This is a genomic window from Stenotrophomonas rhizophila, assembly GCF_000661955.1.
GTDB lineage: Bacteria > Pseudomonadota > Gammaproteobacteria > Xanthomonadales > Xanthomonadaceae > Stenotrophomonas > Stenotrophomonas rhizophila.
This window is the reverse complement of the sequence record NZ_CP007597.1, coordinates 3,834,256-3,860,584: the sequence shown is the minus strand read 5'-3', so window position 1 is coordinate 3,860,584 and position 26,329 is coordinate 3,834,256. Positions and strand designations below refer to the sequence as shown.

Below are 26,329 nucleotides of genomic sequence, written 5' to 3'. Positions count from 1 at the left end.
CGCCCTGTTTCGCTGCGGTCCAGCTGTGTGCCGGGGCGGCTGTGCGAGAATCGCGCTTACCTTCTTTCCTGACGGACTGCTCGATGCTCCGTGTTGCCATTGCCGCCCTCTTCGGCGCGCTCAGCCTGACTGCCTGCGCGCAGCAACCGTCCGCGCCTGCCGCCAGCAAGGGCGCCAGCCCCGCCGCGGCCGCCACGCCTGCGGCACCTGCCGCCGGTAGTGCCGATGAGCGGGTGCGCAGCGCACTGCAGAAACTGGATCCCAAGTTCGCGCCGGACTACATCGGCGCCGCGCCGTTCCCGGGCTTCCGCGAAGTGCTGGTGGGCGGGCAGGTGCTGTACGTCACCGATGACGGCCGCTACCTGATGCAGTCCCAGCCCTACGACATTCAGAACAAGGCGCCGGTCAGCAGTGCCGGTCTGCTGGCATACCGGCAGAAGCTGCTGGCGAAGGTGCCGCAGGCCGAACGCATCGTGTTTGCCGCGCCCAATGCCAAGTACACCGTCAGCGTGTTCACCGATATCGAGTGCGGGTACTGCCGCAAGCTGCATCAGGATATCGCCGAGCTCAACCGCAACGGCATCACCGTGGAATACCTCGCGTTCCCGCGCATGGGCCTGGGCAGCCAGGACTACACCGACATGATTTCGGTGTGGTGCGCCGCCGATCGCAAGCAGGCGCTCACCGCGGCCAAGACCGGCAAGCCGGTGACGCCGAAGAACTGCACCAACCCGGTGGCCATGCAGTACACGCTGGGCCAGCAGATGGGCGTGAACGGCACCCCGGCGATCTTCGCCGCCGATGGCACCCAGCTGGGCGGCTACCTGCCGCCGGCACAGCTGAAGGCCGCGCTGGAGCGCACCACGGCCGGCGGCAGCCGCTGAAACCAGAACGCCCCGGCAATGCCGGGGCGTTTTTTTTGGCGGGTAGAGCCGGGCTCTGCCCGGCTGCACGTTTGCAATGACGTGGTCATCGATCAGCGGGGCAGAGCCCCGCTCTACGGGTCAGTTCAACCCGTCGCTGATGGCCTTGGTCAGGGTGCCCTGCGGGTCATCGCCGCTGAACTCCCAGAAGAACGCGCCGCCCAGTCCCTGGGCTTTCACGTAGCCCATCTTCTCGGTGACCATCGCCGGGGTATCCACGCTCCAGAAGGTGGTGCCGTTGGAGATCCACGTGGCCTTGGCAACGTTGTCGGTGTAGACCGGCCAGGTCAGGTTCTTGAGCACCTTCCAGTCTTCGATGCCGGCTTCATACGTGCCCGGCGCCGCGCCGCTGGCGCTCTTGTACAGTCCGTTGTTGCCGCTGGCCACGCCGGTCCAGCCGCGCCCGTAGTAGCCGATGCCCAGGTTCAACTTGGACGCCGGCACGCCACGGCTCAGGAACGCCTCCATCGCATCGTTGCTGTTGTAGAGCTTCTGGTCACCGGTGGACGGGTCGGCCGGGGAGTCGAACAGCGCCGAGTGATGGTTGGTCTGCGGATCCCACGCACCGTGGAAGTCGTAGGTCATCACGTTGATGAAGTCCAGGTACGGGTGGTACGCCGCCGGGTCGGTAACGCGGATCTTGTCGATCCCCGCGCCCACCGCCACGGTCAGCAGCAGCCCGGGCCGCACCGCATCGAGCTGGCGGCGGAACTCGGCCAGCAGCGCGGTGTAGTTGGCGTTGTCGGCCGGGGTACCGCAGCTCAGCCCGCACGCCACCGGGTATTCCCAGTCGATGTCGATGCCGTCGAACACGCCCGCCGCCGCGCCCACGCCACCGGCGCCGTCGGTCACCGGCAGGTTGCCCTTGATGTAGGCATCCACGCACGAGGCCACGAAGGCCTGGCGGTTGGCCGGCTGCGCCGCGCTGGAGAAGCCGCGCGACCAGGTCCAGCCACCCAGCGAGATCAGCACCTTCACGTTCGGGTGCTTGGCCTTGAGCTGCTTGAGCTGGTTCCAGTTGCCGCGCAGCGGCTGGTCCCAGGTATCGGCACCGCCACTGACGCTCTCGCCGGCACCGAAGGCCTTGGTGTAATCGGCGAACGCATCCCCGCCCACGCCGGTGTTCGGGTCGGAGGCCTGGGTCACGCCCACTTCGCAGCGGTTGTTGCGCACGTTGCCGAAGGCGTAGTTGATGTGGGTCAGCTTGGCCGCCGAACCGCTGGTGTCGATGTTCTTGACCCGGTAGTTGCGCCCGTAGATGCCCCACTGGGTGAAGTAGCCGATCACCCGCTTGTTGCCGCCGCCACCGCCGCCGGCCGCGGTGGTCACACTGATGGAGCCGCTCTGCGCCGAGGCATTGCCGGCGTTGTCGCGGGCACGCACGGTGTAGGTGTAGGCGGTGCTGGCGGTGAGCCCGCCGTCGGTGTACTGGGTGGCGCTGGGCGAGCCGACCAGGCTGCCGTTGCGGTACACGTCGTAGCCGGCCACGCCGCTGCCGCCGCTGTTGTCGGTGGCTGCGCTCCAGGCCAGGTTGACCGTGGTGGCGGTTTTGGACGGCGAGGCCAGGCCGCCCGGTACGCTGGGCGGGGTGGTGTCGTTGCTGGCGGCGGTGACGGTCACGCTGACCGTGGCCGAGGACGTCACCGCGTTGTTGTTGTCGGTGGCCACCGCCTTGAAGGTGTGGCTGCCGGCCGATGCATTGGCCCAGGTCACGCTGTAGGGCGCGCTGGTGTCGATGCCCAGCGAGGTGCCGCCGCGGAAGAACTCGACCTTGCTGACGCTGCCGTCGCTGTCGGCGGCGTTGGCGCTGACGGTGATGCTGCTGCCGGCGGTGAAGCTGGCTCCGGCGCTGGGCGAGGTCAGGCTGACGGTGGGCGGCTGGTTGCTGCCGCTGCCATCGCAGGCGCCCAGGTTGGTGTAGTAGGGCGCGCCGGCCGGGTGGTCGGGCGGGGCATTCCAGATGTCCTGGTTGGCCCGGTACAGCACGCCCCCTTTCTGCAGGGTGGTGCCGGCGAGGTAGATCACCGCGCCGTTCCATTCGGGCGCGCCGGTACAGTTGGCGGCCAGCGCCAGGCTCGGCGTGGCGGCCGCCGCCAGGGCCAAGGCAAGCAGCCAGCGTTTGTGGCGGGCCGCTGGCTGGGAGGATATCGATGTCACCGCACTGCGCATCATCGGGTCAGGCATGGTCTTACTCCGATCTAGTGATGGGCGCGGGCCGCCGGGTGGGGCGGCCCGCGTGCAGCAGGTCCGGGCGCCGGTGAGAGAGGCCGGCAACAGCAGTGGGGGCGGACGAGGGCCTGACCGGCAGGGGTGCCGGGCAGGCGAGGACAACGTTGTCATGCATTCGTCCGCCAATCCGTGAGCCAGCGCAAGGTTCGGCCGTGAAGACGGCGCGGCCGTGCTGACCGCCCGCCAAGCCCCGGCGGCCGACTTCGGTACAATGGTGGGCCCCGTTCCCAACCACGGTTCCCCGGACATGATGGTCCTCGAGGGCGCATCCGCCCTTTCGCCGTTCCGCCGCGAACGTCTTGAATCCCGCCTGCAGTCCCTGGCCGCCGATCTGCGCATCACCGGTGCCTGGCATGTCTACTTCATCCAGACCGAGGGCGATGCGGCCCCGGACCCGGCGATCCTGAGCCGGATCCTGGAAGCCCAGCCGGCACTGGCCGGGCAGGAAGCGGGGGCGGTATCGCGCTTCGTGGTCCCGCGCCTGGGCACCTTGTCGCCGTGGTCGAGCAAGGCCACCGAACTGGTGCGCGGCGCCGGGCAGCCGATCCGCCGGGTGGAGCGTGGCCTGCGCATCGACCTGGCCGGGTGGCCGGCCGATGCCGCCGCCCAGGCGGCGGTGGCGCGCGCGCTGCACGACCCGATGACCCAGTCGGTGCTGGACCAGGCAGACCAGGCCCAGGCGCTGTTCAGCGCACCGGCCCGGGGTGAACTGGAACGCATCGCGCTGGAGGACCTGGAAGCGGCCAACCGCCGCCTCGGCCTGGCCATGGCCCAGGACGAGATCGACTACCTGCGCCAGCGCTTCGGCGAACTGGGCCGCAAGCCGTCGGACGTGGAACTGATGATGTTCGCGCAGGCCAATTCCGAGCACTGCCGCCACAAGATCTTCAACGCCAGCTGGACCATCGACGGCGCCGACCAGCCGCATTCGCTGTTCCGCATGATCAAGAACACCCACCAGCAGACCCCGCAGCACACGTTGAGCGCGTACAGCGACAACGCCGCGGTGGTCGCCGGCCTGCCCGCGTCGCGCTACCGCCCCGATCCGGCCAGTGGCCAGTACCGCAGCGAAGCGGTGGTCGATTCGGCGTTCTGCATCAAGGTGGAAACCCACAACCATCCCACCGCGATCGCCCCGTTCCCGGGCGCGTCGACCGGTGCCGGCGGTGAAATCCGCGACGAAGGCGCCACCGGCCGCGGCGGCAAGCCGAAGGCCGGCCTGACCGGCTTCTCGGTCTCGCACCTGCGCATCCCGACGCTGCCGCAGCCGTGGGAAGCGCCGCGCGCGCTGAACCCGCGCATGGCCCCGGCGCTGGACATCATGCTGGACGGCCCGCTGGGCGGCGCCGCCTTCAACAATGAGTTCGGCCGCCCCAATCTGCTGGGTTACTTCCGCAGCTTCGAGCTGCCCGAAGGGCAGGGCCTGACCCGCGCCTACGACAAGCCGATCATGCTCGCCGGCGGCCTGGGCGCCATTGACCAGAACCAGGTCGAAAAGCTGACCCTGCAGCCGGGCGATGCGGTGATCGTGCTGGGTGGCCCGGCCATGCTGATCGGCCTGGGCGGCGGTGCCGCCAGTTCGGTGGCCTCCGGTGAAAGCGCCGAAGACCTCGACTTTGCCAGCGTGCAGCGCGACAACCCGGAAATGGAGCGTCGCTGCCAGGAAGTGATCGACCGGTGCGTGGCGCTTGGCCTGGACAACCCGATCCGCTGGTTCCATGACGTCGGCGCGGGCGGCCTGTCCAACGCGATTCCCGAGCTGCTGCACGACTCCGGCGTGGGCGGTGTGATCGACCTGGGCAAGGTGCCCGCCGATGACCCGTCGTTGTCGCCGATGCAGTTGTGGTGCAACGAATCGCAGGAACGCTACGTGCTGGGCGTGCCGCAGGCGCGGCTGGCCGAGTTCGCCGCGATCTGCGCGCGCGAGCGCTGCCCGTTCGCGGCCGTTGGCGTGGCCACCGCCGAGGAACGCCTGGTGGTGGCCTACGGCGCCACCGTGGGCAACATCCCGGCCGATGCGCCGATCGACCTGCCGATGGACGTGCTGTTCGGCAAGGCGCCGAAGATGCACCGCGACACCGCGCACCCGCCCGCACCGCGCTGGCCGGCGCTGAAAACCGCCGGGCTGGACCTGCATGAAGCGGGCCTGCGCGTGCTGGCGCATCCTTCGGTCGCCTCGAAGAACTTCCTGGTCACCATCGGTGACCGCAGCGTGGGCGGGTTGACCGCACGCGAGCAGATGATCGGCCCGTGGCAGTTGCCGCTGGCCAACGTCGCCATCACCCTGGCCGGGTTCGACACCGTGGCCGGTGAAGCGATGGCCATTGGCGAACGCACCCCGCTGGCCCTGCTCGATGCCGCCGCCTCGGCCCGCATGGCCGTGGGCGAGGCGATCACCAACCTGTGCGCCGCCCCGGTGGATGCACTGGAGACGGTGAAGCTGTCGGCCAACTGGATGGCCGCGGCCGGCCACAACGGCGAAGACGCGCTGCTGTACGACGCGGTGCGCGCGGTGGGCATGGAACTGTGCCCGCAGCTGGACCTGAGCATCCCGGTCGGCAAGGACTCGCTGTCGATGCAGGCGCAGTGGCACGCCGATGGCCAGGCGCACAAGTCGGTGTCGCCGGTCTCGCTGGTGATCTCCGCATTCGCGCCGGTGGCCGATGCCAACGCGCAGCTCACCCCGCTGCTGGACCGCGACACCGACAGCGAGTTGTGGCTGATCGGCCTGGGCGCGGGCAAGCAGCGCCTGGGCGGTTCGATCCTGGCCCAGGTGCATGCCGACCACAGCGACCTGCCCGCGTTTGCCGGCGCCGTGCCGGACCTGGACGATGCGCAGCGCCTGCGCGCGTTCTTCGAACTGATCCGCGATGCGCGCCAGGCCGGCCTGCTGCTGGCCTACCACGACCGCAGCGATGGCGGTGCCTTCGCCGCGCTCTGCGAAATGGCGTTCGCCTCGCGCCTGGGCCTGGACATCACCCTGGATGCCTGGGGCGATGATCCGTTCCGCAGCCTGTTCAATGAAGAACTGGGTGCGGTGGTGCAGATCGCCAAGGAAGACCGTGCTGCGTTCGCTGATCTGGTCGAGCGCCATGCACTGACCGAATGCGCGCAGCGCATCGCGCGTCCGACCACCGCTCCGGTGGTGCGTGTCTCGCTGCAGGGCGAAAGCCTGGTCGAGTGGCGCTGGGAAACGCTGTTCGATGCCTGGTGGTCGGTCACCCACGCCATGCAGAAGCTGCGCGACAACCCCGACAACGCCGACCAGGAGCGTGCGATCGCGCGCAACTTCAACGCGCCGGGCCTGAAGCCGAAGCTGACGTTCGATATCAACGAAGACGTGGCGGCGCCGTACATGGATGTACCAGTGTCGCGGGCGCAGGATGCGCAGGAGCGACCGCCGTACATGGATGTACCAGTGTCGCGGGCGCAGGATGCGCAGGAGCGACCCCCGTTCATCAACACCGGCGCGCGCCCGCGCGTGGCGGTGCTGCGCGAGCAGGGCGTCAACGGCCAGATTGAAATGGCCAACGTCTTCGAACGTGCCGGCTTCAGTTCGTTCGATGTGCACATGAGCGACCTGATCGAAGGCCGCGTCGCGCTGTCCGATTTCACCGGTCTGGTCGCCTGCGGTGGCTTCAGCTACGGCGACGTGCTGGGGGCCGGCCGCGGTTGGGCCACCTCGGTGCTGGAACGCAGCGCACTGCGCGATGCCTTCGCCGCGTTCTTTGCGCGTGACGACAGCTTCGCCCTGGGTGTGTGCAACGGCTGCCAGATGATGAGCCAGCTCAAGGACATCATCCCCGGTGCCGAGCACTGGCCGCAGTTCCGCCGCAACCGCAGCGAGCAGTTCGAAGCGCGTACCGCGCTGCTGGAAGTGGTGGAGTCGCCGTCGATCCTGCTGCGTGGCATGGCCGGCTCGCGCCTGCCGGTCGCGGTGGCGCATGGCGAAGGCCAGGCGGTGTTCGCCACGGCCGTGGACCAGGCCGCCGCACGCGTCTCGCTGCGCTACGTGGATGGCGATGGCAACGTGGCCACCCAGTACCCGCTCAACCCGAACGGTTCGCCGGACGGCATCACCGGCCTGACCACCAGCGACGGCCGCGTCACCATCATGATGCCGCACCCCGAGCGCACCCCGCGCGCGCTCAATCTGAGCTGGCGTCCGAGTGAGTGGCAGGGTGACTCGCCGTGGCTGCGGATGTTCCGCAACGCACGCGTATGGTGCGGCTGATACTGCGCACGCCACTGTTGTCGATGCGGTGAAAATCGCGTGAAGAAACCGCCGGCACTGCCGGCGGTTTTCTTTTATGCGGAATGGAAAATGATCGGCAGCAAGGAGTTACAGCGCGTTACAACGTGAAAACGCGTTATAGCCATTACTCACATGAAACTAACGTAATCAGCATGTTTATCGTCGGTTTTGTGACGCGCATCGCTGTCGGAAGTTTTTCTACGTCAAAGTCTTGACGTTCCTGAAACTGTACGTTAACACTGCATCCTCATTTCGAAAGCGTTCAGTTCTGCAGTAACCGCATGGATGGCGAGTCGGCTGTACTTCTGTAGCAAGCCATTCGGCGCAACGCAGTAAATCAAGCGAGTAAACGCCCCCAGGGGACGTTGGACCACACGGTCCGGCGTTGGCGTCGCTTTGCCCAAAACCAGCCCACTCAGGAGTCGCATCGATGAATCGGATTTATCGCAAGGTCTGGAACAAAGCACTGGGGCAGATGGTTGTCGCCTCGGAATTGGCCACCAGCCAGTCTGCCGGCGTGGTCATCGACCAGCGACGATCCACCGACACGCGCGCCTCGTCGCTGCTGTCGGGTGCCATCGCGTTGACACTCGGGTTGGGAATGGCAGGGCTCGCGCCGGCGGCGTTGGCGCAGTCGGTGGAAGTGGGCGGCAATGCCAACTGCGTCGTGCTCAACAGCAAGATCCTCGACAGTTGCGTGGTGGATGGCAGCGCCAGCGCGACCGGCAGCAATGCGGTGGCCATCGGCAGCAACAGCACCGCGTCGGCCAACAACAGCGTCGCGCTCGGTGCCGGCTCCAAGGCCAACCGCGTCAACACGGTGTCGGTGGGTGACGCCGGCAAGGAGCGCCAGGTCACCAACGTGGCCGCCGGCACCGCCGCCACCGATGCGGTGAACAAGGCCCAGCTGGACAAGGTTGCAGTCGCTGCCGAAGGCGCGACCCGCTATTTCAAGGCAGACGGCGCAGGCAACAACAGTGACGCGGCCACGATCGACGGTGACGGCGCGCTTGCCGCCGGTGCCGGTGCCAACGCCGAGGGCGACGGCGCCACCGCCGTGGGGCAGGGCAGCCAGGCGCTGGCCAATGCCACCACGGCGACCGGCAGCCAGGCCATTGCGGCCGGCCTGGGCGCCAGCGCCTTCGGCCAGAACACGCTGGCCTTCGGTGACGCCAGCACGGCGGTGGGGCAGAGCGCCGCCGCTTTCGGCCTGGGCGACGTAGCGCTGGGCGCACATGCACTGGCCGCCAGCGAGAACGGTGCGGCCACCGCGATTGGCGGCCTGGCCGAAGCCAGCGCCGACGGTGCCACCGCCATTGGTGGCGGCGCATTGGCCATCGGCGCGGGCAGCACCTCGCTCGGCCGTGGCGCCGGCAGCGGCGGTGAAGCCTCGGTGGCGGTCGGCGCGTTCAGCGTGGCCGTGGCCGATTTCAGCGCTGCGCTCGGGTCCAATTCCGCGGCCGTGGCCGTGGGCAGCGTGGCGCTCGGCGCCGGCTCCTACGCCGATCGCATCGACACGGTATCGGTGGGCAACGGCGAAACCGGTCTGCGCCGCCAGATCACCAACGTGGCCGATGGCACCGACGCCAACGATGCAGTGAACAAATCCCAGCTGGATGCCGTGGGCGAAGTCGCGGCCACCACCAGCAAGTACTTCCAGGCCACCGGCAGCGACGACAGCGATGCCGGCGCGTACGCCGACGGCGACAACGCCACCGCCATCGGTGAAGCGTCCAACGCACTCGGCAACGGTGCCACCGCGCTGGGCAGCGGTGCCACGGCGGTGGCACAGAACGCCACGGCGGTGGGCTTCAATGCCGTGGCCACCGGCCAGAACAGCGCCGCCTTCGGCAACAACGCGCAGGCCAACGGCCCGGGCAGCGTGGCGGTCGGTGGCGCGGCGGTGGATGCCGATGGCAACCCGCTGATCACCAATGGCGGCGTGCCGGTCGATACCGGTGCCACCAGCGCCGGCGTCGGCGGTACCGCGGTGGGTGCCAGTGCCGAAGCGTCGGGCTTCGCCTCATCGTCCTACGGTGTCGGCGCGTACGCCGGCGGCGCGCAGTCGTCCGCCTTCGGCGCGGTGTCCAACGCCATCGGCGACTACTCCACCGCCGTCGGCACGCAGAGCGTGGCCACCGGCAACAGCAGCACCGCCATCGGCGGCCCCGCCGACCTGCTGCCGGGCCTGGGCTTCTTCGTGCAGACCCAGGCCAGCGGTGAAGCGGCGACCGCCGTGGGCGCCGGCGCCATCGCCAGCGGCGATTACGCCACCGCCAACGGCACCCTGACCGAAGCGTCGGGCACCGAAGCCACCGCCGTGGGCTACTTCGCCTATGCGCCGGGTGAGGGTGCCACCGCACTGGGCGCGGAAACCTGGGCCAGCGGCGAACTCAGCACCGCGGTCGGTTTCTACGCCACCGCACGCGGCGCCAACAGCGTCGCGCTGGGCGCCAATTCCACCGCCACCCGCGCCAACACCGTCTCGGTGGGCGACGTCGGCAACGAACGCCAGATCACCCATGTGGCGGCCGGTACCGACGCCACCGATGCGGTAAACAAGGCGCAGCTGGATGGCGTGGCCCAGGTGGCCAACGTCACCGCCAGCCGCTTCAAGGCCAATGGGTCCGATGACAGCGACGTGGGCGCCTTTGCCGACGGCGACGGCGCACTCGCCGCGGGCGAAGCCAGCAATGCGCTGGGCGCCGGTGCGGCCGCACTCGGCAACGGGGCCAACGCGCTGGGCGATGACACCGTGGCCGTGGGCCGCAACGTCAGCGCGAACGGCAACGGCAGCGTCGCCATCGGCGGCCTCGGCCAGGCCTATGACGAGTTCAACCAGCCGCTGGTCGATGCCGACGGCAACGCCGTCAAGGTAGGCACCACCGCGGCCCAGGATGCGGTGGCCGTGGGTGCGGGGGCATTGGCCACCGGCACCACCAGCAACGCGTTCGGCAGCGGCGCGCAGGCCACCGGCAACAACAGCCTGGCCGCCGGTTACAAGGCGCGCGCCACCGGCGACTACAGCGTTGCGCAGGGCGACAACGCCTTCGCCAGCGGCGAGGAAACCACCGCCACCGGCGCCTACGCCTGGGCCACCGAAGACGGTGCCACCGCGTTCGGCGCCAGTGCCTGGGCCACCGCTGCCAACGGCACCGCGGTGGGTCAGTCGGCGTGGGCCAGCGGCACCGGCTCCACTTCGATCGGCTACAACAGCTGGGCCCGCGGCAGCAGCGCCACCGCGCTGGGCCGGGGGGCGTTCGGCTACGGCGACAACAGCGTCGCGGTCGGCTTCCAGGCGCTGGGCAACAGTATCAACACCATCGCCATCGGCACCAACGTGGTGGCCGGCGGTGAAAGCGCGATCGGCATCGGCGCCGGCAGCAACGCCAGCGCGTCCAATGCGGTGGCACTCGGCGCCGGTTCGGTCGCCGACCGTGCTTACACCGTGTCGGTGGGCAGCAGCACCCGCCAGCGCCAGGTCACCAACGTCGCCGCCGGTACCCAGGGCACCGATGCGGTGAACCTGGACCAGCTCACCGACGCCACCGCGCAGTTCCAGGCCAGCGGTGACGGCGTGGCCGTGGCCGCTGGCGAGGAAAGCGTGGCCGCCGGTTCCAACGCGGCCACCGATGGCGATTACGCCACCGCCGTGGGCTCGGCCAGCTTCGCCGCCGGCAGCGGCGCCACCGCGCTGGGCAGCGGCGCGTTCGCACTGGCCGACAACGCCAGTGCGGTGGGCTTCAATGCACTGGCCAGCGGTGCCAACGCGATCGCCGTGGGCGCCAATGCGCAGGCCAGCGGCGAATACGCCACCGCCACCGGCGCCGAAAGCGAGGCCTCCGGCGAGCAGAGCACCGCCACCGGTGCGGCCAGCGTCGCATCCGGTGCGGGCAGCTTTGCCGGCGGTGCGTTGTCCGACGCGGCCGGCGAAGAGTCGGTGGCGCTGGGCTACTACAGCAGCGCCAGCGGCCAGGGCGCGACCGCCGTGGGCGCCGAAAGCGTGGTCAGCGGCACCTTGTCGGCCGGCTACGGCTTCGGTTCTGAAGCCACCGCCGGCTACACCACCGCCATCGGCGGCCTGGCCGTGGCCAGCGCCTTCAACGCCACCGCACTGGGCAGTTTCGCCCAGGCCACCGGGTCCAACAGCGTGGCCGTCGGCGGCGATGCCGAAGCCTCCGGGGCCTACAGCACCGCCACCGGCCAGGGCAGCCTGGCCACCGGCACCAACAGCGTGGCCGTGGGTGGTTCGCTGTTCGGCCTGCTGGCCACCGAAGCCTCGGGCAACTACTCCACCGCCGTGGGCGGCGGGGCGTGGTCGCCGGGCGTGAACAGCACCGCGCTCGGCAACGCCGCCACCTCCAGTGGTGAAAACAGCGTGGCCCTCGGTGCCGATTCCATCGCCGACCGCGACGACAGCGTGTCGGTGGGCAGTGCCGATGCGCAGCGCCAGATCACCAACGTCGCCGCCGGTACCGAAGGCACCGACGCGGTCAACCTCAACCAGTTGAACGCGGTAGCCGCCGCGGGCGAAGCCACCAGCAAGTACTTCCAGGCCAGTGGCAGCGACAACAGCGATGCCGGTGCCTACGTGGAAGGCGACGACGCCCTGGCCGCCGGTGAAGCGGCCAATGCGATCGGCGACGGTGCCACCGCACTGGGTGCCGGCGCCAATGCGCTGGCCGCCAGCAGTACGGCGGTGGGCACCAACGCACTGGCCAGCGCCGATGGCGCTGCGGCAGTGGGCAGCAATGCGCAGGCCACGGGCGAGAACAGCGTGGCGCTGGGCAGCAACGCCAGCGCCAGCGAGATCGGTGCCAGCGCGGTCGGCGGCGGTGCCATCGCCAGCGGCGCCTATGCCACCGCCAACGGCTTCGAGTCGTCGGCCAGTGGCCAGCAGGCCACCGCGACCGGCTTCCGCAGCACCGCCTCGGACGCGGGCGCCTCGGCGTTCGGCAGCTACAGCGAAGCCACCGGGCGCCTGTCCAACGCATTGGGCTACGGCGCGATCGCATCCAACGCCCTGGCTACCGCCGTCGGTACGTCGGCCACGGCCTCCGGTGCCAGTTCGGTGGCGCTGGGTGAATCCAGCGAAGCGACCGGCGATGAAAGCGTGGCCATCGGTGGCTCGACCTTCTTCGGCCTGCTGCCGGCCCGTGCCAGCGGCACCGGTGCGGCGGCGTTCGGTGCCGGTGCATGGGCAACCGACGACTACGCCACCGCGATCGGCTGGAACTCGTGGGCCGATGCGGCCAACAGCACCGCATTGGGTGCCAACGCCATTGCCGAAGGCGTCAACAGCGTCGCGCTGGGCGCCGGTTCGTCGGCCGAACGTGACAACACGGTCTCGGTGGGTACGGCCACTGCGCAGCGCCAGATCACCAACGTGGCCGACGGTACCGAAGGCACCGATGCAGTCAACGTCAACCAGTTGAGCGCCGTGGCCGAGGTTGCCGAGCAGACCAACCGCCAGTTCAAGGCGTCCGGCAGCGGCAATGGCGATGACGTGGGTGCCTATGTCGATGGCGCCTACGCCACCGCCGCCGGTGAAGCCGCCAACGCGTTCGGCACCGGGGCATCGGCCTATGGCAGCGGCGCGCTGGCCTCCGGTCGCAATGCGTCGGCGTCCGGTTTCAACGCCTCGGCCACCGCCGATTCGGCCACCGCCATCGGTGGCGCGCTGTACTACGAAGATGCCAACGGCAACGTGATCCTGGACAAGGCCACCAGCGCCAGCGGTACCGGCGCCACCGCGCTCGGTGCCGGTGCGCAGGCCACCGGGGTGTTCAGCACCGCCAGCGGCGCCGGCGCCACCTCGGCCGGGCTGCAGTCGGCAGCGTTCGGCTACAGCGCCGAAGCGGGTAGCGACTACAGCACCGCAGTGGGCGCGTTCAGCGCGGCGAGCGGGGTGCGGACCACCGCGCTCGGCTACGGCGCCGAAGCCAGCGGCGACTACGCTTCCGCACTGGGTTGGGGCAGCACCGCATCCGGTGCCTACGCCAACGCCATCGGCTATGCCTCGCAGGCCAGCGGCGCCAACAGCGTGGCCGCCGGTTCCAATGCCTGGGCCACCGCGGCGCAGACCACCGCTGTCGGCCAGCTGGCGTGGGCCACCTCGGCCGGCTCCACCGCGATCGGCCAGGACAGCTACGCCTACAGCGGCCTCAATGCCACGGCAGTGGGCAAGAGCTCCTCGGCCAGTGGCGCCGGCAGCGTCGCGCTGGGCGCCGGTGCACGCACCAGCGAAGCCAACGTGGTCTCGGTCGGTGGCGGTAACGGCACCACCGGTCCGGCCACGCGCCGCATCACCAACGTCGGTGCGGCCGTGAACGCCAACGACGCGGTGAACAAGGCGCAGCTGGACAGCGTGGCGGCCACCGCCGATGCGGTCGGCAAGCACTTCCAGGCCAGCGGCACCGGCGTGGCCACCGCCAGCGGCAGCGATGCGCTCGCCGCCGGGTCGGGCGCTGCCGCCAGTGGCAACCGCAGCAGCGCACTGGGCGCGGCATCGGTGGCCTCGGCCACGGGTGCCACTGCCATCGGCGCCGATGCATCGGCACGGGGTGACAACAGCACCGTGATCGGCCGCTCGGCCTCCACCAACGCCACCAACGGCGTGGCCATCGGCAACGGTGCCTTCGCCAGCAACGGCGCCGGCAGCATCGCCATCGGCGCGGGGGCCGGCGTGTCCGGCGCCGGTTCGGTGGCACTGGGTGCAGGCGCACGTGCGGTCGAAGCCAACGTGGTGTCGGTGGGCGGTGGCAACGGCACCGATGGTCCGGCCACGCGCCGCATCGTCAACGTCGCGGCCGGCCGCATCGCTGCCGGCAGCACCGATGCGGTGACCGGCGGCCAGCTCAACACCACCAACCAGCGCGTGGGCGCGGTGGAAACCCGCGTGGGTGACATCGACGAGCGCATCGGCTCGGTGGAAACCGTTACCGCCAATGCGCTCAGCTACGACGACGCCAGCCGCGACAAGGTCACCTTGTCCGGTGTGCAGGGCACGGTGCTGGACAACGTGGGCAGCGGGTCCATCGCTTCCGGCAGCCGCCAGGCCATCAACGGTGGCCAGCTGTTCCAGTCGCTGTCCGATGCCGCCAGCTTCCTCGGCGGTGGTGCCAGCGTGGGCATGCAGGGTGTGTTCGTGGCCCCCAACTATGTGATCCAGGGAACCACGTACAACAACGTGGGTGACGCGTTGGGTGCGCTGGACCGCAAGGTCAGCGACCTCGACCAGCGCGTGGCCGGTTCGTCCAACGCGCGTGCACGCAGCGCAGCGGCACCGTCGGCCAATGTGGCCAGTGCGTCGCTGGCCACGGCCGACGAGCGCGTGGCCACTGCCAGCGTGCAGGGCACCCCCACGGCCGCCAGTGCAGGCGGTGCGCAGGTGGCCAACGCACCGGTCGCCGCCGCACCCACGGCCGTCAACGCGGTTGCCATGGGCGATGGCGCTGTCGCCAGCGGGGCCTCGGCCACCGCGATCGGCCAGGGGGCCACCGCAACAGCGGCCAACTCGGTCGCGCTGGGCCAGGGCTCGGTTGCCGATCGTGCCGATACGGTGTCGGTGGGCAGCGTGGGTAACGAACGCCAGGTGGCCAACGTTGCCGCCGGCACGCAGGCCACCGATGCGGTCAACAAGGGCCAGCTGGACGGCGGCATCGCCACGGCCAACAGCTACACCGACCAGCGCTTCGGCGCGATGGCCGACAGCTTCGACATCTACAAGGGCGAAATCGACCAGCGTCTGCGCCACCAGGACCGTCGCATCGATCGCCAGGGTGCGATGAGCGCGGCGATGCTCAACATGGCCACCAGCGCCGCCGGCGTGCGCACCCAGAACCGGGTGGGCGTGGGCGTGGGCTACCAGGGTGGGGAGTCGGCGTTGTCGCTGGGCTACCAGCGTGCGCTCAGCGAGCGTGCCACGGTGACCATCGGCGGTGCCTTCAGCAGCGATGACAGCTCGGTGGGCGTGGGTGCCGGCTTCGGCTGGTAAGCAGACGTGGCAAGGCGTGGCCTGGTAGGGGCCACGCTGCAAGCAATGCAAGGCCTGAGGGGGCGGGTCACGGGAACCCTGGCCAGGGCCGGCCAGGGAACTCGCATGGAATGTTGGCCTGAACAGTCGTTTGATCATGACCTTGAAGAGGATTTCAACGTGACCAGTAAGCAGAACCTTCGCATCAACGTGCTGGCAGCCGCGCTGCTGTCGATCTCGGCCGGCTCGGCGTTCGCCGCCAGCCCGCGTACCGAGGAACCCAAGCGCCCGGCCACTGCCGCGCAGCAGAGCAGCAACGGCATCATCGTCAAGTACCGTGCCGGCAGCGCCGCGGCCTCGGACCGCTCGGCCAAGCTGGCGGTGGTCAACTCGGCGCTGTCGCGCGCCACCCTCAACGGTGGCACGGCGCGCGCCGGTGCGCTCAACCCGCAGGTGGTGCGCAAGCTCGGCGTGGGTGCCGACCTGATCCGCCTGCAGAGCCGCCTGGGCGATGCCGAACTGCAGAAGGTGCTGGCCGAACTGAAGGCCGACCCGACCGTGGAATACGCCGTGGTCAATGCGCGCATGCAGCGCGCCGACCTGCGCGCCAAGCCGACCGAAACCAAGCAGCTGGTGCCCAACGATCCGTACTACGCGCAGTACCAGTGGCACTTCGGCAACGCCACCGGCGGCATCAACGCGCCGTCGGCATGGGACGTGTCGCAGGGCGAGGGCGTGGTGGTGGCGGTGATCGATACCGGCATCCTGCCCAACCATGAAGACTTCAGCGGCAACCTGCTGGAAGGCTACGACTTCATCAGCGATGCCGAAACCTCGCGCCGCCCGACCGACGCCCGCGTCCCGGGTGCACTGGATTACGGCGACTGGGTGGAGAACGACAACGAGTGCTACACCGGCTCGCTGGCCGAAGACAGCTCCTGGCACGGCACCCACGTAGCCGGCACCGTGGCCGAAGCCACCAACAACGGCGTCGGCATGGCCGGCGTCGCGTACAAGGCGAAGGTGTTGCCGGTGCGCGTGCTCGGCAAGTGCGGCGGCAGCCTGGCTGACATCGCCGATGCCATCACCTGGGCCTCGGGCGGCACCGTGGCGGGCATTCCGGCCAACGCCAACCCGGCTGAAATCATCAACATGAGCCTGGGCGGCAGCGGCGCCTGCGACCCGGTCTACCAGGCCGCGATCAACGGTGCGGTATCGCGTGGCACCCTGGTGGTGGTGGCGGCAGGCAACGCGGGCGGCAACGTCTCCAATGCACGTCCGGCCAACTGCAACAACGTCGTTGCGGTGGGCGCCACGCGCATCACCGGCGGCATCACCTACTACTCCAACTACGGCGCGGCGGTGGATCTGTCGGCCCCGGGTGGCGGTGGCAGCGTCGACGGCAATCCGGGCGGCTACATCTGGCAGGCCATTTCCAGCAGCACCACCTCGCCGGAACTGGGGACCTCCGATTACGGCGGCAAGGGCGGCACCTCGATGTCCTCGCCGCACGTGGCGGCGGTGGCAGCCCTGGTGCAGAGCGCACGCATCGCCAACAACCGCGACGCGTTCACGCCGGCCCAGCTGGAAACCCTGCTCAAGGAAACCGCGCGCAAGTTCCCGGTGACCATCCCGGCGGCTACCCCGATCGGCACCGGCATCGTCGATGCCAAGGCCGCGCTGGCCAAGGCGCTTGAGGAAGAGTGCACCGAGAACTGCGGTCCCACCGCGATCCCGCTGACCAACAAGGTGGCCGTGGGCGGTCTGAGCGGTGCCGGTGGCAGCGAAGTGCTGTACAGCTTCGACGCGCAGGCCGGCAAGGTGCTGAGCCTGCTCACCTACGGCGGCAGCGGCAACGTGTCGGTGTACGTCAGCCAGGGCAAGGAGCCGACCGCGACGGTGTTCGACGCCAAGTCGACCCGCCCGGGCAACAGTGAAACCGTGCGCTTCACCGCGCCGGTGGCCGGCACGTACTACATCAAGCTGGTCGGCGAGTCCGCGTTCAGCGGCGTCAGCGTCATCGCCAACCAGTAACGGGTGTGTGGTTCTTGGGGAGCCGATCTTGTGATCGGCTCCCCATTTTTTTTGGGCGATCATCCTCCGGGTAGAGCCACCCCATGGGTGGCTGCCGCGCTGATCGTGCACCACGCGCAGCCACCCATGGGGTGGCTCTACCCCCGTGTGGATGCGTTGTCTTTCCCTGGTCATGCCTGTCGCCATTTACCCGGGCATACGGCGGTCCTGCGGGCTGTGTCGATTTCACATCGCACCGGCACGTAAAGCGACCCGCCGAACTGCTAAAGTCATGCGGTCGCCAGGAGAGCTTCGTGAACGCGGTTGCCCACGATCCCACTGCAGAAACCACTGCGGAAACCCGCATCGTCGAAGCGTTGCTGCGCAACGGGCGCCTGAAGGAAGGCGACCTGGCGCGGGCACGTCCGCTGCACCGCGAATCCGGCGGCAGCCTGCTGCAGTTGCTGGTGCGGCTGGGCCTGGTGTCCGAACGCGACCACGCCCAGGCCAGCGCCGAGGTGCTGGGGCTGGCCCTGCTCGACGCGCGTGCCGTGCCCGAAGTGGCCCCCGAATCGCTGCTCGATGCACTGCCGCTGTCGTTGCGCTTCCTCAAGCAGTTCCATGTCTGTCCGCTGGCCCTGCACGATGGCGTGCTGGATCTATGGCTCAGCGACCCGCAGGACCCTTATGCCGCCGACGCCGTGCGCCTGGCGATGGGCGTACCGGTGCGGCTGCATGTCGGGTTGCGCTCGGAAATCGATGACCTGATCGAGCGCTGGTACGGCCAGGGTCGCAGCGCGATGGGGGCGATCGTCGAAACCGCCGATGGCGAAGGCAGCGCGGTCGACGACATCGAACACCTGCGTGACCTCGCCTCCGAGGCCCCGGTGATCCGCTTGGTCAACCTGGTGATCCAGCGCGCCTTCGAGCTGCGCGCCTCGGACATCCACATCGAACCGTTCGAAAACCGCCTCAAGGTGCGTTACCGCGTCGACGGCGTGCTGATCGAGGGCGAAAGCCCGCCGGCCAACCTCACCGCCGCGGTGATCAGCCGCGTCAAGATCATGGCCCGGCTCAACATCGCCGAACGCCGCCTGCCGCAGGACGGTCGCATCATGCTGCGCGTGCAGGGCAAGGAACTGGACCTGCGCGTGAGCACCGTGCCCACCGCGCACGGCGAGAGCGTGGTGATGCGCCTGCTCGATCGCGATACCGTCGTCTTCGATTTCCACCGGCTCGGCTTCACCGATGCGTTCCTGCCGCAGTTCCGCAAGGTACTCGAGCAGCCGCACGGCATCCTGCTGGTCACCGGCCCGACCGGCTCGGGCAAAACCACGACGCTGTACACCGCGCTCAGCCAGCTCAACACCGCCGACGTCAAGATCATCACCGTGGAAGACCCGGTGGAGTACCAGATCGAAGGCATCAACCAGATCCAGGCCAAGCCGCAGATCGGGCTCGACTTCGCCCACGCACTGCGCAGCATCGTGCGCCAGGATCCGGACATCATCATGATCGGCGAAATGCGCGATCTGGAAACGGCGCGCATCGCCATCCAGTCCGCGCTCACCGGCCACCTGGTGCTGTCCACGCTGCACACCAACAACGCCGCCGGCGGCATCACCCGCCTGCTCGACATGGGCGTGGAAGATTACCTGCTTACCTCCACCATCAACGGCATCCTGGCCCAGCGCCTGGTGCGCCGGCTGGAGCCCGAACACGCGCAGCGTTACCTGGCCTCGCCGGAGGAGATCGAGAAGTTCGGCCTGCGTCGCCTGCAGCCGCAGGGCGATATTTTCCTGTACCGCGCGCAGCCCTCGGCGATCGCGCCCACTGGCTACCTGGGCCGGACCACCATCATGGAATTCCTGGTCATGAACGACGAGCTGCGCCGCGCGGTGATGCGTCGCGCCGGCATGGGCGAGATCGAGCAGATCGCCCGCGCGGCCGGCATGCGCACGATGTACGAGGACGGGCTGGCCAAGGCATTGCAGGGCCACACCACGCTGGAGGAAATCCTGCGCGTGACCGAGGAATCCTGATGCGCATGCATCGTCCCTGGCCGGCGGGCCGCTGAGCATGGCGCTGTACCGCTACAAGGCGCTCAACGCGCACGGCGAACTGTTCGACGGGCAGATGGAGGCCGCCAGCGAGGCCGACGTGGTCACCCGCCTGCAGGACCAGGGCCACTTGCCGATGGAAGCGCGCCTGGCCAGCGAAGGCGTGGCCACGCCCACCTCGTGGGCCGCACTGCTGCGACGCAAACCCTTCGACGGCGCCGCGCTGGTGCAGTTCACCCAGCAGCTGGCCACCCTGCTGGGGGCCGGGCAGCCGTTGGATCGCGCGCTCACCATCCTGCTGGACCTGCCTGAAGACGAGCGCAGCCGTCGCGCCATCACCGACATCCGCGACGTGGTGCGCGGCGGCGCGCCGCTGTCCACCGCGCTGGAACGCCAGCACGGGCTGTTTTCGCGGCTGTACATCAACATGGTGCGTGCCGGTGAAGCCGGCGGCAGCCTGCACGACACCCTGCAACGCCTGTCGGAGTACCTCGAGCGCAGCGCCGAACTCAAGGGCAGGGTGATCAACGCGTTGATCTACCCGGCGATCCTGCTGGCGGTGGTCGGCGGCGCGCTGCTGTTCCTGCTGGGCTACGTGGTGCCGCAGTTCGCGCTCATGTACGAAAGCCTGGACGTGGCCCTGCCGTGGTTCACCCAGTGGGTGCTGGCCGCCGGGCTGGTGGTGCGCGATGGCTGGCTGGCGATGATCGTGGTGCCGGCGCTGGCGTTGCTGGTGATCGAACGCAAGCTGCGCCAGCCGGCGTTCCGCCTGGCGATGGACGGCTGGCTGCTGCAGCGCAAAGGCATCGGCCCGCTGCTGGCCAAACTGGAAACCGCGCGGCTGGCGCGCACTCTGGGCACCCTGCTGCGCAATGGCGTGCCGTTGCTGGCCGGGCTGGGCATCGCGCGCAACGTGCTGGGCAACCGCGCGCTGGCCGCCGACGTCGATGCGGCCAGCGACGACGTCAAGAACGGCAACGGCCTGTCGGTGTCGCTGGCGCGCGGCAAGCGCTTCCCCCGCCTGGCCCTGCAGATGATCCAGGTGGGCGAGGAATCCGGCGCGCTGGACACCATGCTGCTCAAGACCGCCGACACCTTCGAGCAGGAAAGCGCACGCGCCATCGACCGCCTGTTGTCGGCGATGGTGCCGGTGATCACCCTGGTGCTGGCATCGGTGGTCGGGCTGGTAATCGTCGCCGTGCTGGTGCCGCTGTATGACCTGACCAATGCCATCGGCTGACGATGGCGCTTTCGCATTCCCCTGAACCCTGCAAGGAGCCTGCCGCATGCAACGCCGCCTGATCCGCTTCACCTCGCCGCGCCGCCAGGCCGGCATGAGCCTGTTGGAAATCATCATCGTGATCGTGCTGATCGGCGCGGTGCTGACGCTGGTGGGCAGCCGCGTGCTGGGCGGTGCCGACCGCGGCAAGGCCAACATCGCCAAATCGCAGGTCCAGACCGTGGCCGGCAAGGTGGAAAACTACCAGCTGGATACCGGCAAGCTGCCGGCCAAGCTTGATGACCTGGTTACCCAGCCCGGCGGCACCAGCGGCTGGCTGGGCCCGTATGCCAAGCCGGCCGAACTCAACGACCCGTGGGGCCACCCGCTGGAATACCGCGCACCCGGCGAAGGCCAGCCGTTCGACCTGATCAGCCTGGGCAAGGATGGCAAGGTGGGTGGCAGCAGCTACGACGCCGACATCAAGTACGAGTAAGTCCGCTTGCTGGTCATCGCCCTGCCACGCCTGCCCATGCCCCGCCGCCCGCCGCGTTCCCCGCGCCGGGTGGCCGGGCTGTCGTTGCTGGAAATGCTGCTGGTGGTGGCGCTGATCGCCATCATCGGGGCGGTCACCGCCACGGCGATGAACGGCGGCATCGACGGCATGCGGCTGCGCAATGCCGGCAAGGAACTGGCCAGCCAGCTGCGCTACACCCGCACCCAGGCCATCGCCACCGGTGAGCGGCAGCGCTTCCTGATCGACCCGCAGGCACGCACCTGGCAGGCCGCCAACGGTCGCCACGGCACGGTGCCGCCCAGCCTGGAGGTGCGCTTCCGCGGCGCACGCGAAGTGGCCACGGCTGCCGGCCAGGGCGCCATCGCGTTCTACCCCGATGGCGCCTCCAGCGGCGGCAGCATCGACCTGCAGGTGCGCGACGCGGTCTGGCACATCGACGTGGGCTGGATCACCGGCGACGTACGCTCGGGCCCACGGCGGGAGGGCCCATGAAACACCAGCGCGGCTACTCGCTGCTTGAGGTGATCGTGGCCTTCGCGGTGCTGGCACTGGCGCTGACGTTGTTGCTGGGCAGCCTGTCCGGGGCCTCGCGGCAGATCAAGCAGGCCGACCTGCGCAGCCGTGCGGTGCTGCATGCGCAATCGCTGCTGGCCGTCACCGGCGTGGTCGAGCCGCTGCAGGACGGCGAGCGCAGTGGCGAATGGGAAGACGGCCGCTACCGCTGGACATTGCAGGTTGCGCCGTACCAGGAGCCGCGCACCGATGCGTTGCCGGTGGCCGACACCGTGGCCGGTCCGCGCCTGGCGCAGCTGACCCTGCAGGTGTCCTGGGGTGATACCGACGCCGACCGCATGCAATGGCGCAGCCTGCGCCTGCTGCCCGCCGACCCGGGGACGCCGCGATGAGCCGTGCGGCGCGCGGCTTCACCCTGATCGAAGTGCTGCTGGCCACCGCGTTGCTGGTCGGTGGGCTGGCCCTGGCGTTTGCCACCGTGCGTTCGGCGCTGGCCATCAGCCAGCGCGGCGAACAGATGGCCGCGCACAACGAGCGCATGCGGGCGGTGGAAGGTTTCCTGCGGCGGCGCCTGTCGATGGCCATGCTGACCGCCACCACGCCACCGGACCCCACCCGCGAACCGGTGTACTTCCTGGGCGAGCCGCAGCACATGCTGTTCGTGTCCGATCTGCCCGGCTACCTCGGCCGCGGCGGCCCGTATGTACACGAACTACAGGTGCGTGGCAGCGGCGACGCGCAGCGCCTGGACCTGGCGCTGACCCTGGTGCAGAACGGCGAGCGCATCGAGGAGACACCGCCGCGCCCGCCCGAGGCACTGGCCGATGCGCTGCGCGCAGTGACCTTCCGCTACCGCGGCATCGACCCGCGTAACGGTCAACTGGGTGAGTGGCAGGACCGCTGGGACGACACCCGCCGCCTGCCCAGCCTGGTATCCATCAGCGTCACCCCACGCCAGGGCCCGGCATGGCCGCCCATGGTGGTGGCCTTGGCACAGCAGTCCCGCGGAGCGCGCCCATGAGGCGCGCGCGCGGCGCCGCGCTGGTGCTGGTGCTGTGGCTGATCGCGCTGCTTACCGCGGTGGTCGGCGCGTTCGCGCTGAGCGCCCGCATCGAACACATGCAGCAGCGTGTCATCAACGACGACGCCATCGGCCAGGAGCACGCACGTGCGGGGCTGGAGTACGCGTTGTACCGGCTGCAGCCCAGTGCGACCCGACCACCGTGGGTGGCCGATGGCCGCCGCTATCGCTGGGAATTCGACCAGCGCCGGATCGACCTGCGGATCGTCGACGAGAACGGCAAGATCAACCTGAACCTGGCCGACGCCACGTTGCTGCGCGCGTTCCTCGCGGCGATGGGCGTGGCGCCCGAACGTGCCGGCCCGCTGGCTGGCGCGATCGTCGACTGGCGCGATGCCGACAGTCTCAAGCAGCCCGGCGGCGGCGCCGAATTGCCTGAATATGTCGCCGCCGGCCTGCCGTATGGCCCGCGCAACAACCGCTTCGAGACACTCGGCGAACTGCAGCGCGTGCTCGGCATGGATGCCACGCTGTATGAACAGCTGGAGCCGATGCTGACCCTGTACAGTCGGCAGTCGCGTCCGGATCCGCGTTTCGCGGCCGGTCCGGTGTTGACCGCACTCGGGCTGGATGCTCCGCGGCTGCTTGCCGAACGCGAACGGGCCCAGGCCGGTGAAGATGCGAAAGTGGGCGGTGCGGCGCTTGCCAGTGGCAGCGGCACCTATAGTATCGAGAGCCGCGCAACGGATGAACGCGGCAAGGTATCGGTTCTGCGGGGCGTGGTGCGGACGGGGACCGCCGGCACGCCGGGAACCACTTACACAGTCCTTCGTTGGGAACAGGGAATGGCAGCACGATGACGGCATGGCGGGACACTCTGGTGCGGGCACAGGGGCAGATGGCGCCGGGCGTGGTCAATGGCCTGCGCTGGTGGCGGCGTTCGTTGCTGGCGTGGCTGCCCGAGCGTTGGCAGTGGGCGCTCGGCTGGTCGCGCTCGCGGCTGTTGTTGCAGCAGCAGGGCGATCAACTGCACGTGCTGCGCGATGGCGGCCTGCATACCGAACGGGTGCTGGAACTGCCCTGGCCACAGACCCCGGCCGCGCTGGAGCAGCGCCTGGATGCGCGCCTGCGCACGCTGCCGCGGCATTGGCTGCTGCCGGCCGCGGCCGCACTGCGCCGCCCGCTGCGCCTGCCGGCCGCGGCCGCCAGCCGCCTGCGCGACGTGGTGGGGTTCGAGATCGACCGCCAGACCCCGTTTGAACCGGCGCAGGTCAGCTTCGACGTGCGCGAATTGGGCGCGCTGGATGACGGCCAGCTGCAGGTGGAACTGGTGGTGATGCCACGCCAGGCGCTGGAGCAGTGGGCGCAGCAGGTGGGGCCGTGGGCGCAGGGCTTGGCCGGCGTGGATATTGCCGATGTCGAGGGCCAGCCGCTGGGGGTGAACCTGCTGCCGCTGGACCAGCGGCAGGCCCAGCGCGATCCGATGCGTCGCTGGAACCTGCTGATGGGGCTGGCGGCGCTGGTGCTGCTGGCCTTGGCTGGCCAGCAGATCCTGGACAACCGCCAGGCCGCGGCCGATGCGCTGGCCGAGCAGGTCAACGCGGCCGCACGCGATGCGCGTCAGGTGGCCGCCGAGCGCCAGCACCTGCAGACACTGGTCGAAGGCGCGGCCTTCCTCGAACAGAAACGCATGGCCCATGCCAGCACCGTGGAGTTGTGGAATGAACTGACCCGGTTGCTGCCCGATGGCACCTACCTGGAAAAGCTGTCGGTGGAAGGCGATTCGCTGCAGTTGATCGGGCTGAGCCGCGAGGCGTCGCAACTGGTGCCGCTGCTGCAGGACTCGCCGCTGTGGCGCAAGGTCAACCTGACCGGCGTGCTGCAGGCCGATGGTGGCGCGGCCGGCCGCGACCGCTTCACGCTGACCGCCGAACTTCAGCCGTTGCCCGGTGCCACCCCTGCAGCGCCCGCCGCTGCACCTGCCGCGGAGGGTGCCGATGGCAATGCCGACCACACGCCGTGACCGCTGGCTGGCGCTGGCGTTGCTGCTGGCGGTGATCGCGCTGGCCTACCTGGTGCTGGTGCACCCGTGGTTCACCCGGCCACTGCTGGCCATCAATACCGACATCAGCGACCTGCAGGAGCGCGATCAGCGCGTGCAGGCGCAGCTGCAGCAGCGCGGCGCCGTCGCGCGGGGGCTGCAGCAGGCACAGGCCGCCCTGGCGGGCCGGCCCGGTTTCCTGCGTGAGGCCACTGCCGAATCGGCCGCCGCAGCGTTGTCCTCTCGCCTGCAGGACGCCGTGGCATCGGCCAGCCCCGGCAACCGCAGCTGCACCATCAGCAACCGCTCGCCACTGCAGGACACCAGCGCCGATGCCGTGTTCCCCAAGGTAGCGCTGCAGGTGCGGCTGCGCTGCGGCATACCGGAAATGGCCGCCGTGCTGTACATCCTGGAAACTGGCAGCCCGCGCCTTTTCGTCAACAACCTCAACCTGCTCGCACAGCGCTTCCAGCAATCGCCGAATGAAACCGGCACCGGGTTGGACGTGTCCTTCGAACTGGTGGGCTATCTCCAGCCCGGGGGCGCCTCGGATCCGGTCGCGCCGGCGTCGGCCGGTGCCGCGATGCCGGCCGATAGCAGCGGCCTGACCCCGGCCGGACCCGTGCCGGCCGATGCCCAGGCCGCCGCCAACGCCCAGACAGACGCCAACGCCAACGCAGCCGCGTATGCAGCGCAGGCCGGCGTGGATGCAGCCGCAACTGCGACCAGTGCCGACGATGCGGCTGCCGATGCTGCGGAGACCGGCCATGAAGATTGAGCTCACCTCCCTGCGCAGCTGGTGGCTGGCCACCGTAGTGGCATGGGCCGCCGCGATCTGGATCGCCAGCCTGTTCGGGCTGGGCAGCCACCTCCCGGTGGCCGCCGAGGGCGACCGCACCGCGTCGCCGCTGCCGGTGCTGCCGGCGGCCGCGCCGGAGCGCATCGGGTCGGCCGAAGCCTACGCCCAGATCGGTGCGCGCCCGTTGTTCGCCGAAGACCGCCGGCCGCGTCCGTACCTGCTCGGTGGCAGCGAACCGGGTGCGTCCAGTGCGGTCAGCCTGACCGGGGTGCTGCTCACGTCCGAATTCAGCATGGCCATCCTCACCACCGACCAGAAGCAGTCGCTGCGCCTGCGCCTCAACGGCGACCCGGTCAACGGCTGGCAGCTGCTGGCACTGGAACCGCGCAGCGCCACGGTCAGTGGCCCTGGCGGCACCCAGGTGCTGGAACTGACCGTGTTCAACGGGCAGGGCGGCGAGCCGCCGACCGTGCTGGGCAACCCGGTCAATGGCGCGGTGCCGCCGGCCGGCGCCGGGGTGATGCCGTTGCCGCCGCCGCCGCCGCCGCCGCCGCCCGGCCAGCCCGTGCGGCCGGTGCAGGTGGCCGCCCCGTCGGCACCGGCACCGCCGGCACCCGCCGCGCCCACTACCCCGGCCCAAGGCCCCAGTGATGCACAGATGCAGGCCATCCGTGCGCGCATCCAGGCGCGCCGCCAGCAACTGCAGCAACAACAACAATCGCAGCGACCGCCCGCGGGCGGCTCCGGCCAGAACCCTTAGAGTG

The 26,329-nt window shown here is 69.6% G+C and carries 15 protein-coding genes; 14 read left to right on the top strand and 1 reads right to left on the bottom strand.

Annotated features, from left to right (window positions below):
* Positions 1-83 precede the first annotated feature (83 nt).
* The gene (locus tag DX03_RS16880; protein ID WP_038690571.1) at positions 84-884 is read left to right on the top strand and encodes a thioredoxin fold domain-containing protein; all 801 of its coding nucleotides are present in this window, start codon (positions 84-86) and stop codon (positions 882-884) included.
* Between the two features lie 120 nt (positions 885-1,004).
* Here the strand turns inward: DX03_RS16880 and DX03_RS16875 are convergent, their stop codons facing one another.
* Positions 1,005-3,107 (bottom strand): glycosyl hydrolase family 18 protein, encoded by a 2,103-nt coding sequence (locus DX03_RS16875; protein ID WP_038690569.1) that lies wholly within the window; start codon positions 3,105-3,107, stop codon positions 1,005-1,007.
* A gap of 292 nt (positions 3,108-3,399) precedes the next feature.
* On the opposite strand from DX03_RS16875, the gene purL reads away from it, so the two are divergent.
* The 13 genes from purL (at position 3,400) to DX03_RS16805 (ending at position 26,325) form a co-directional block, all read left to right on the top strand.
* Complete coding sequence (gene purL, locus DX03_RS16870; protein ID WP_081797342.1) at positions 3,400-7,386, top strand: phosphoribosylformylglycinamidine synthase; 3,987 nt, start codon at positions 3,400-3,402, stop codon at positions 7,384-7,386.
* A 451-nt stretch (positions 7,387-7,837) separates the two neighbouring features.
* Complete coding sequence (locus tag DX03_RS16860) at positions 7,838-15,403, top strand: ESPR-type extended signal peptide-containing protein (protein ID WP_038690565.1); 7,566 nt, start codon at positions 7,838-7,840, stop codon at positions 15,401-15,403.
* A gap of 159 nt (positions 15,404-15,562) precedes the next feature.
* Positions 15,563-17,416 carry a S8 family peptidase gene (locus DX03_RS16855; RefSeq protein ID WP_038692525.1) on the top strand — a complete coding sequence of 618 codons (1,854 nt, stop codon included), beginning with the start codon at positions 15,563-15,565 and terminating at the stop codon, positions 17,414-17,416.
* A gap of 293 nt (positions 17,417-17,709) precedes the next feature.
* Complete coding sequence (gene gspE, locus DX03_RS16850; RefSeq protein ID WP_038690563.1) at positions 17,710-19,437, top strand: type II secretion system ATPase GspE; 1,728 nt, start codon at positions 17,710-17,712, stop codon at positions 19,435-19,437.
* Positions 19,438-19,474: 37 nt separating this feature from the next.
* Positions 19,475-20,695: a type II secretion system protein XpsF gene (gene xpsF, locus DX03_RS16845; protein WP_038690561.1), complete on the top strand. Its 1,221-nt coding sequence runs from the start codon at positions 19,475-19,477 to the stop codon at positions 20,693-20,695.
* Between the two features lie 46 nt (positions 20,696-20,741).
* Positions 20,742-21,170: a type II secretion system major pseudopilin GspG gene (gspG, locus tag DX03_RS16840; protein ID WP_038690559.1), complete on the top strand. Its 429-nt coding sequence runs from the start codon at positions 20,742-20,744 to the stop codon at positions 21,168-21,170.
* 36 nt (positions 21,171-21,206) lie between these two features.
* Positions 21,207-21,683 (top strand): type II secretion system protein XpsH, encoded by a 477-nt coding sequence (gene xpsH / locus DX03_RS16835; protein WP_137191088.1) that lies wholly within the window; start codon positions 21,207-21,209, stop codon positions 21,681-21,683.
* Positions 21,680-22,096, top strand: coding sequence for a type II secretion system protein XpsI (xpsI, locus tag DX03_RS16830; RefSeq protein ID WP_038690558.1), 417 nt, complete (start codon positions 21,680-21,682; stop codon positions 22,094-22,096). The genes xpsH and xpsI overlap by 4 nt, the downstream gene beginning before the upstream one ends.
* On the top strand, positions 22,093-22,725 hold the full coding sequence (locus DX03_RS16825) for a type II secretion system protein J (RefSeq protein WP_038690556.1): 633 nt from the start codon (positions 22,093-22,095) through the stop codon (positions 22,723-22,725). Before xpsI ends, DX03_RS16825 begins: the two co-directional genes overlap by 4 nt.
* Entirely contained in the window at positions 22,722-23,585 is an 864-nt protein-coding gene (locus DX03_RS16820; RefSeq protein ID WP_038690554.1) for a type II secretion system minor pseudopilin, read from the top strand. The genes DX03_RS16825 and DX03_RS16820 overlap by 4 nt, the downstream gene beginning before the upstream one ends.
* A complete protein-coding gene (locus DX03_RS16815; RefSeq protein WP_038690552.1) occupies positions 23,582-24,748 on the top strand; it encodes a PilN domain-containing protein in 1,167 nt (388 codons plus the stop codon). The genes DX03_RS16820 and DX03_RS16815 overlap by 4 nt, the downstream gene beginning before the upstream one ends.
* Positions 24,723-25,544: a type II secretion system protein GspM gene (gene gspM / locus DX03_RS16810; RefSeq protein ID WP_081797263.1), complete on the top strand. Its 822-nt coding sequence runs from the start codon at positions 24,723-24,725 to the stop codon at positions 25,542-25,544. The genes DX03_RS16815 and gspM overlap by 26 nt, the downstream gene beginning before the upstream one ends.
* On the top strand, positions 25,534-26,325 hold the full coding sequence (locus DX03_RS16805; RefSeq protein WP_038690550.1) for a hypothetical protein: 792 nt from the start codon (positions 25,534-25,536) through the stop codon (positions 26,323-26,325). Before gspM ends, DX03_RS16805 begins: the two co-directional genes overlap by 11 nt.
* The last annotated feature ends 4 nt before the right edge of the window (positions 26,326-26,329 follow it).

Excerpts from the sequence above, each read along its gene's own strand:
- DX03_RS16875 (WP_038690569.1), bottom strand. The coding sequence starts at position 3,107 with ATGCCTGACCCGATGATGCGCAGTGCGGTGACATCGATATCCTCCCAG.
- xpsH (WP_137191088.1), top strand. The coding sequence starts at position 21,207 with ATGCCCCGCCGCCCGCCGCGTTCCCCGCGCCGGGTGGCCGGGCTGTCG.
- DX03_RS16805 (WP_038690550.1), top strand. The coding sequence starts at position 25,534 with ATGAAGATTGAGCTCACCTCCCTGCGCAGCTGGTGGCTGGCCACCGTA.
- DX03_RS16880 (WP_038690571.1), top strand. The coding sequence starts at position 84 with ATGCTCCGTGTTGCCATTGCCGCCCTCTTCGGCGCGCTCAGCCTGACT.
- xpsF (WP_038690561.1), top strand. The coding sequence starts at position 19,475 with ATGGCGCTGTACCGCTACAAGGCGCTCAACGCGCACGGCGAACTGTTC.
- DX03_RS16860 (WP_038690565.1), top strand. The coding sequence starts at position 7,838 with ATGAATCGGATTTATCGCAAGGTCTGGAACAAAGCACTGGGGCAGATG.
- purL (WP_081797342.1), top strand. The coding sequence starts at position 3,400 with ATGATGGTCCTCGAGGGCGCATCCGCCCTTTCGCCGTTCCGCCGCGAA.
- DX03_RS16815 (WP_038690552.1), top strand. The coding sequence starts at position 23,582 with ATGACGGCATGGCGGGACACTCTGGTGCGGGCACAGGGGCAGATGGCG.
- gspG (WP_038690559.1), top strand. The coding sequence starts at position 20,742 with ATGCAACGCCGCCTGATCCGCTTCACCTCGCCGCGCCGCCAGGCCGGC.
- gspM (WP_081797263.1), top strand. The coding sequence starts at position 24,723 with ATGGCAATGCCGACCACACGCCGTGACCGCTGGCTGGCGCTGGCGTTG.
- DX03_RS16825 (WP_038690556.1), top strand. The coding sequence starts at position 22,093 with ATGAGCCGTGCGGCGCGCGGCTTCACCCTGATCGAAGTGCTGCTGGCC.
- xpsI (WP_038690558.1), top strand. The coding sequence starts at position 21,680 with ATGAAACACCAGCGCGGCTACTCGCTGCTTGAGGTGATCGTGGCCTTC.
- DX03_RS16820 (WP_038690554.1), top strand. The coding sequence starts at position 22,722 with ATGAGGCGCGCGCGCGGCGCCGCGCTGGTGCTGGTGCTGTGGCTGATC.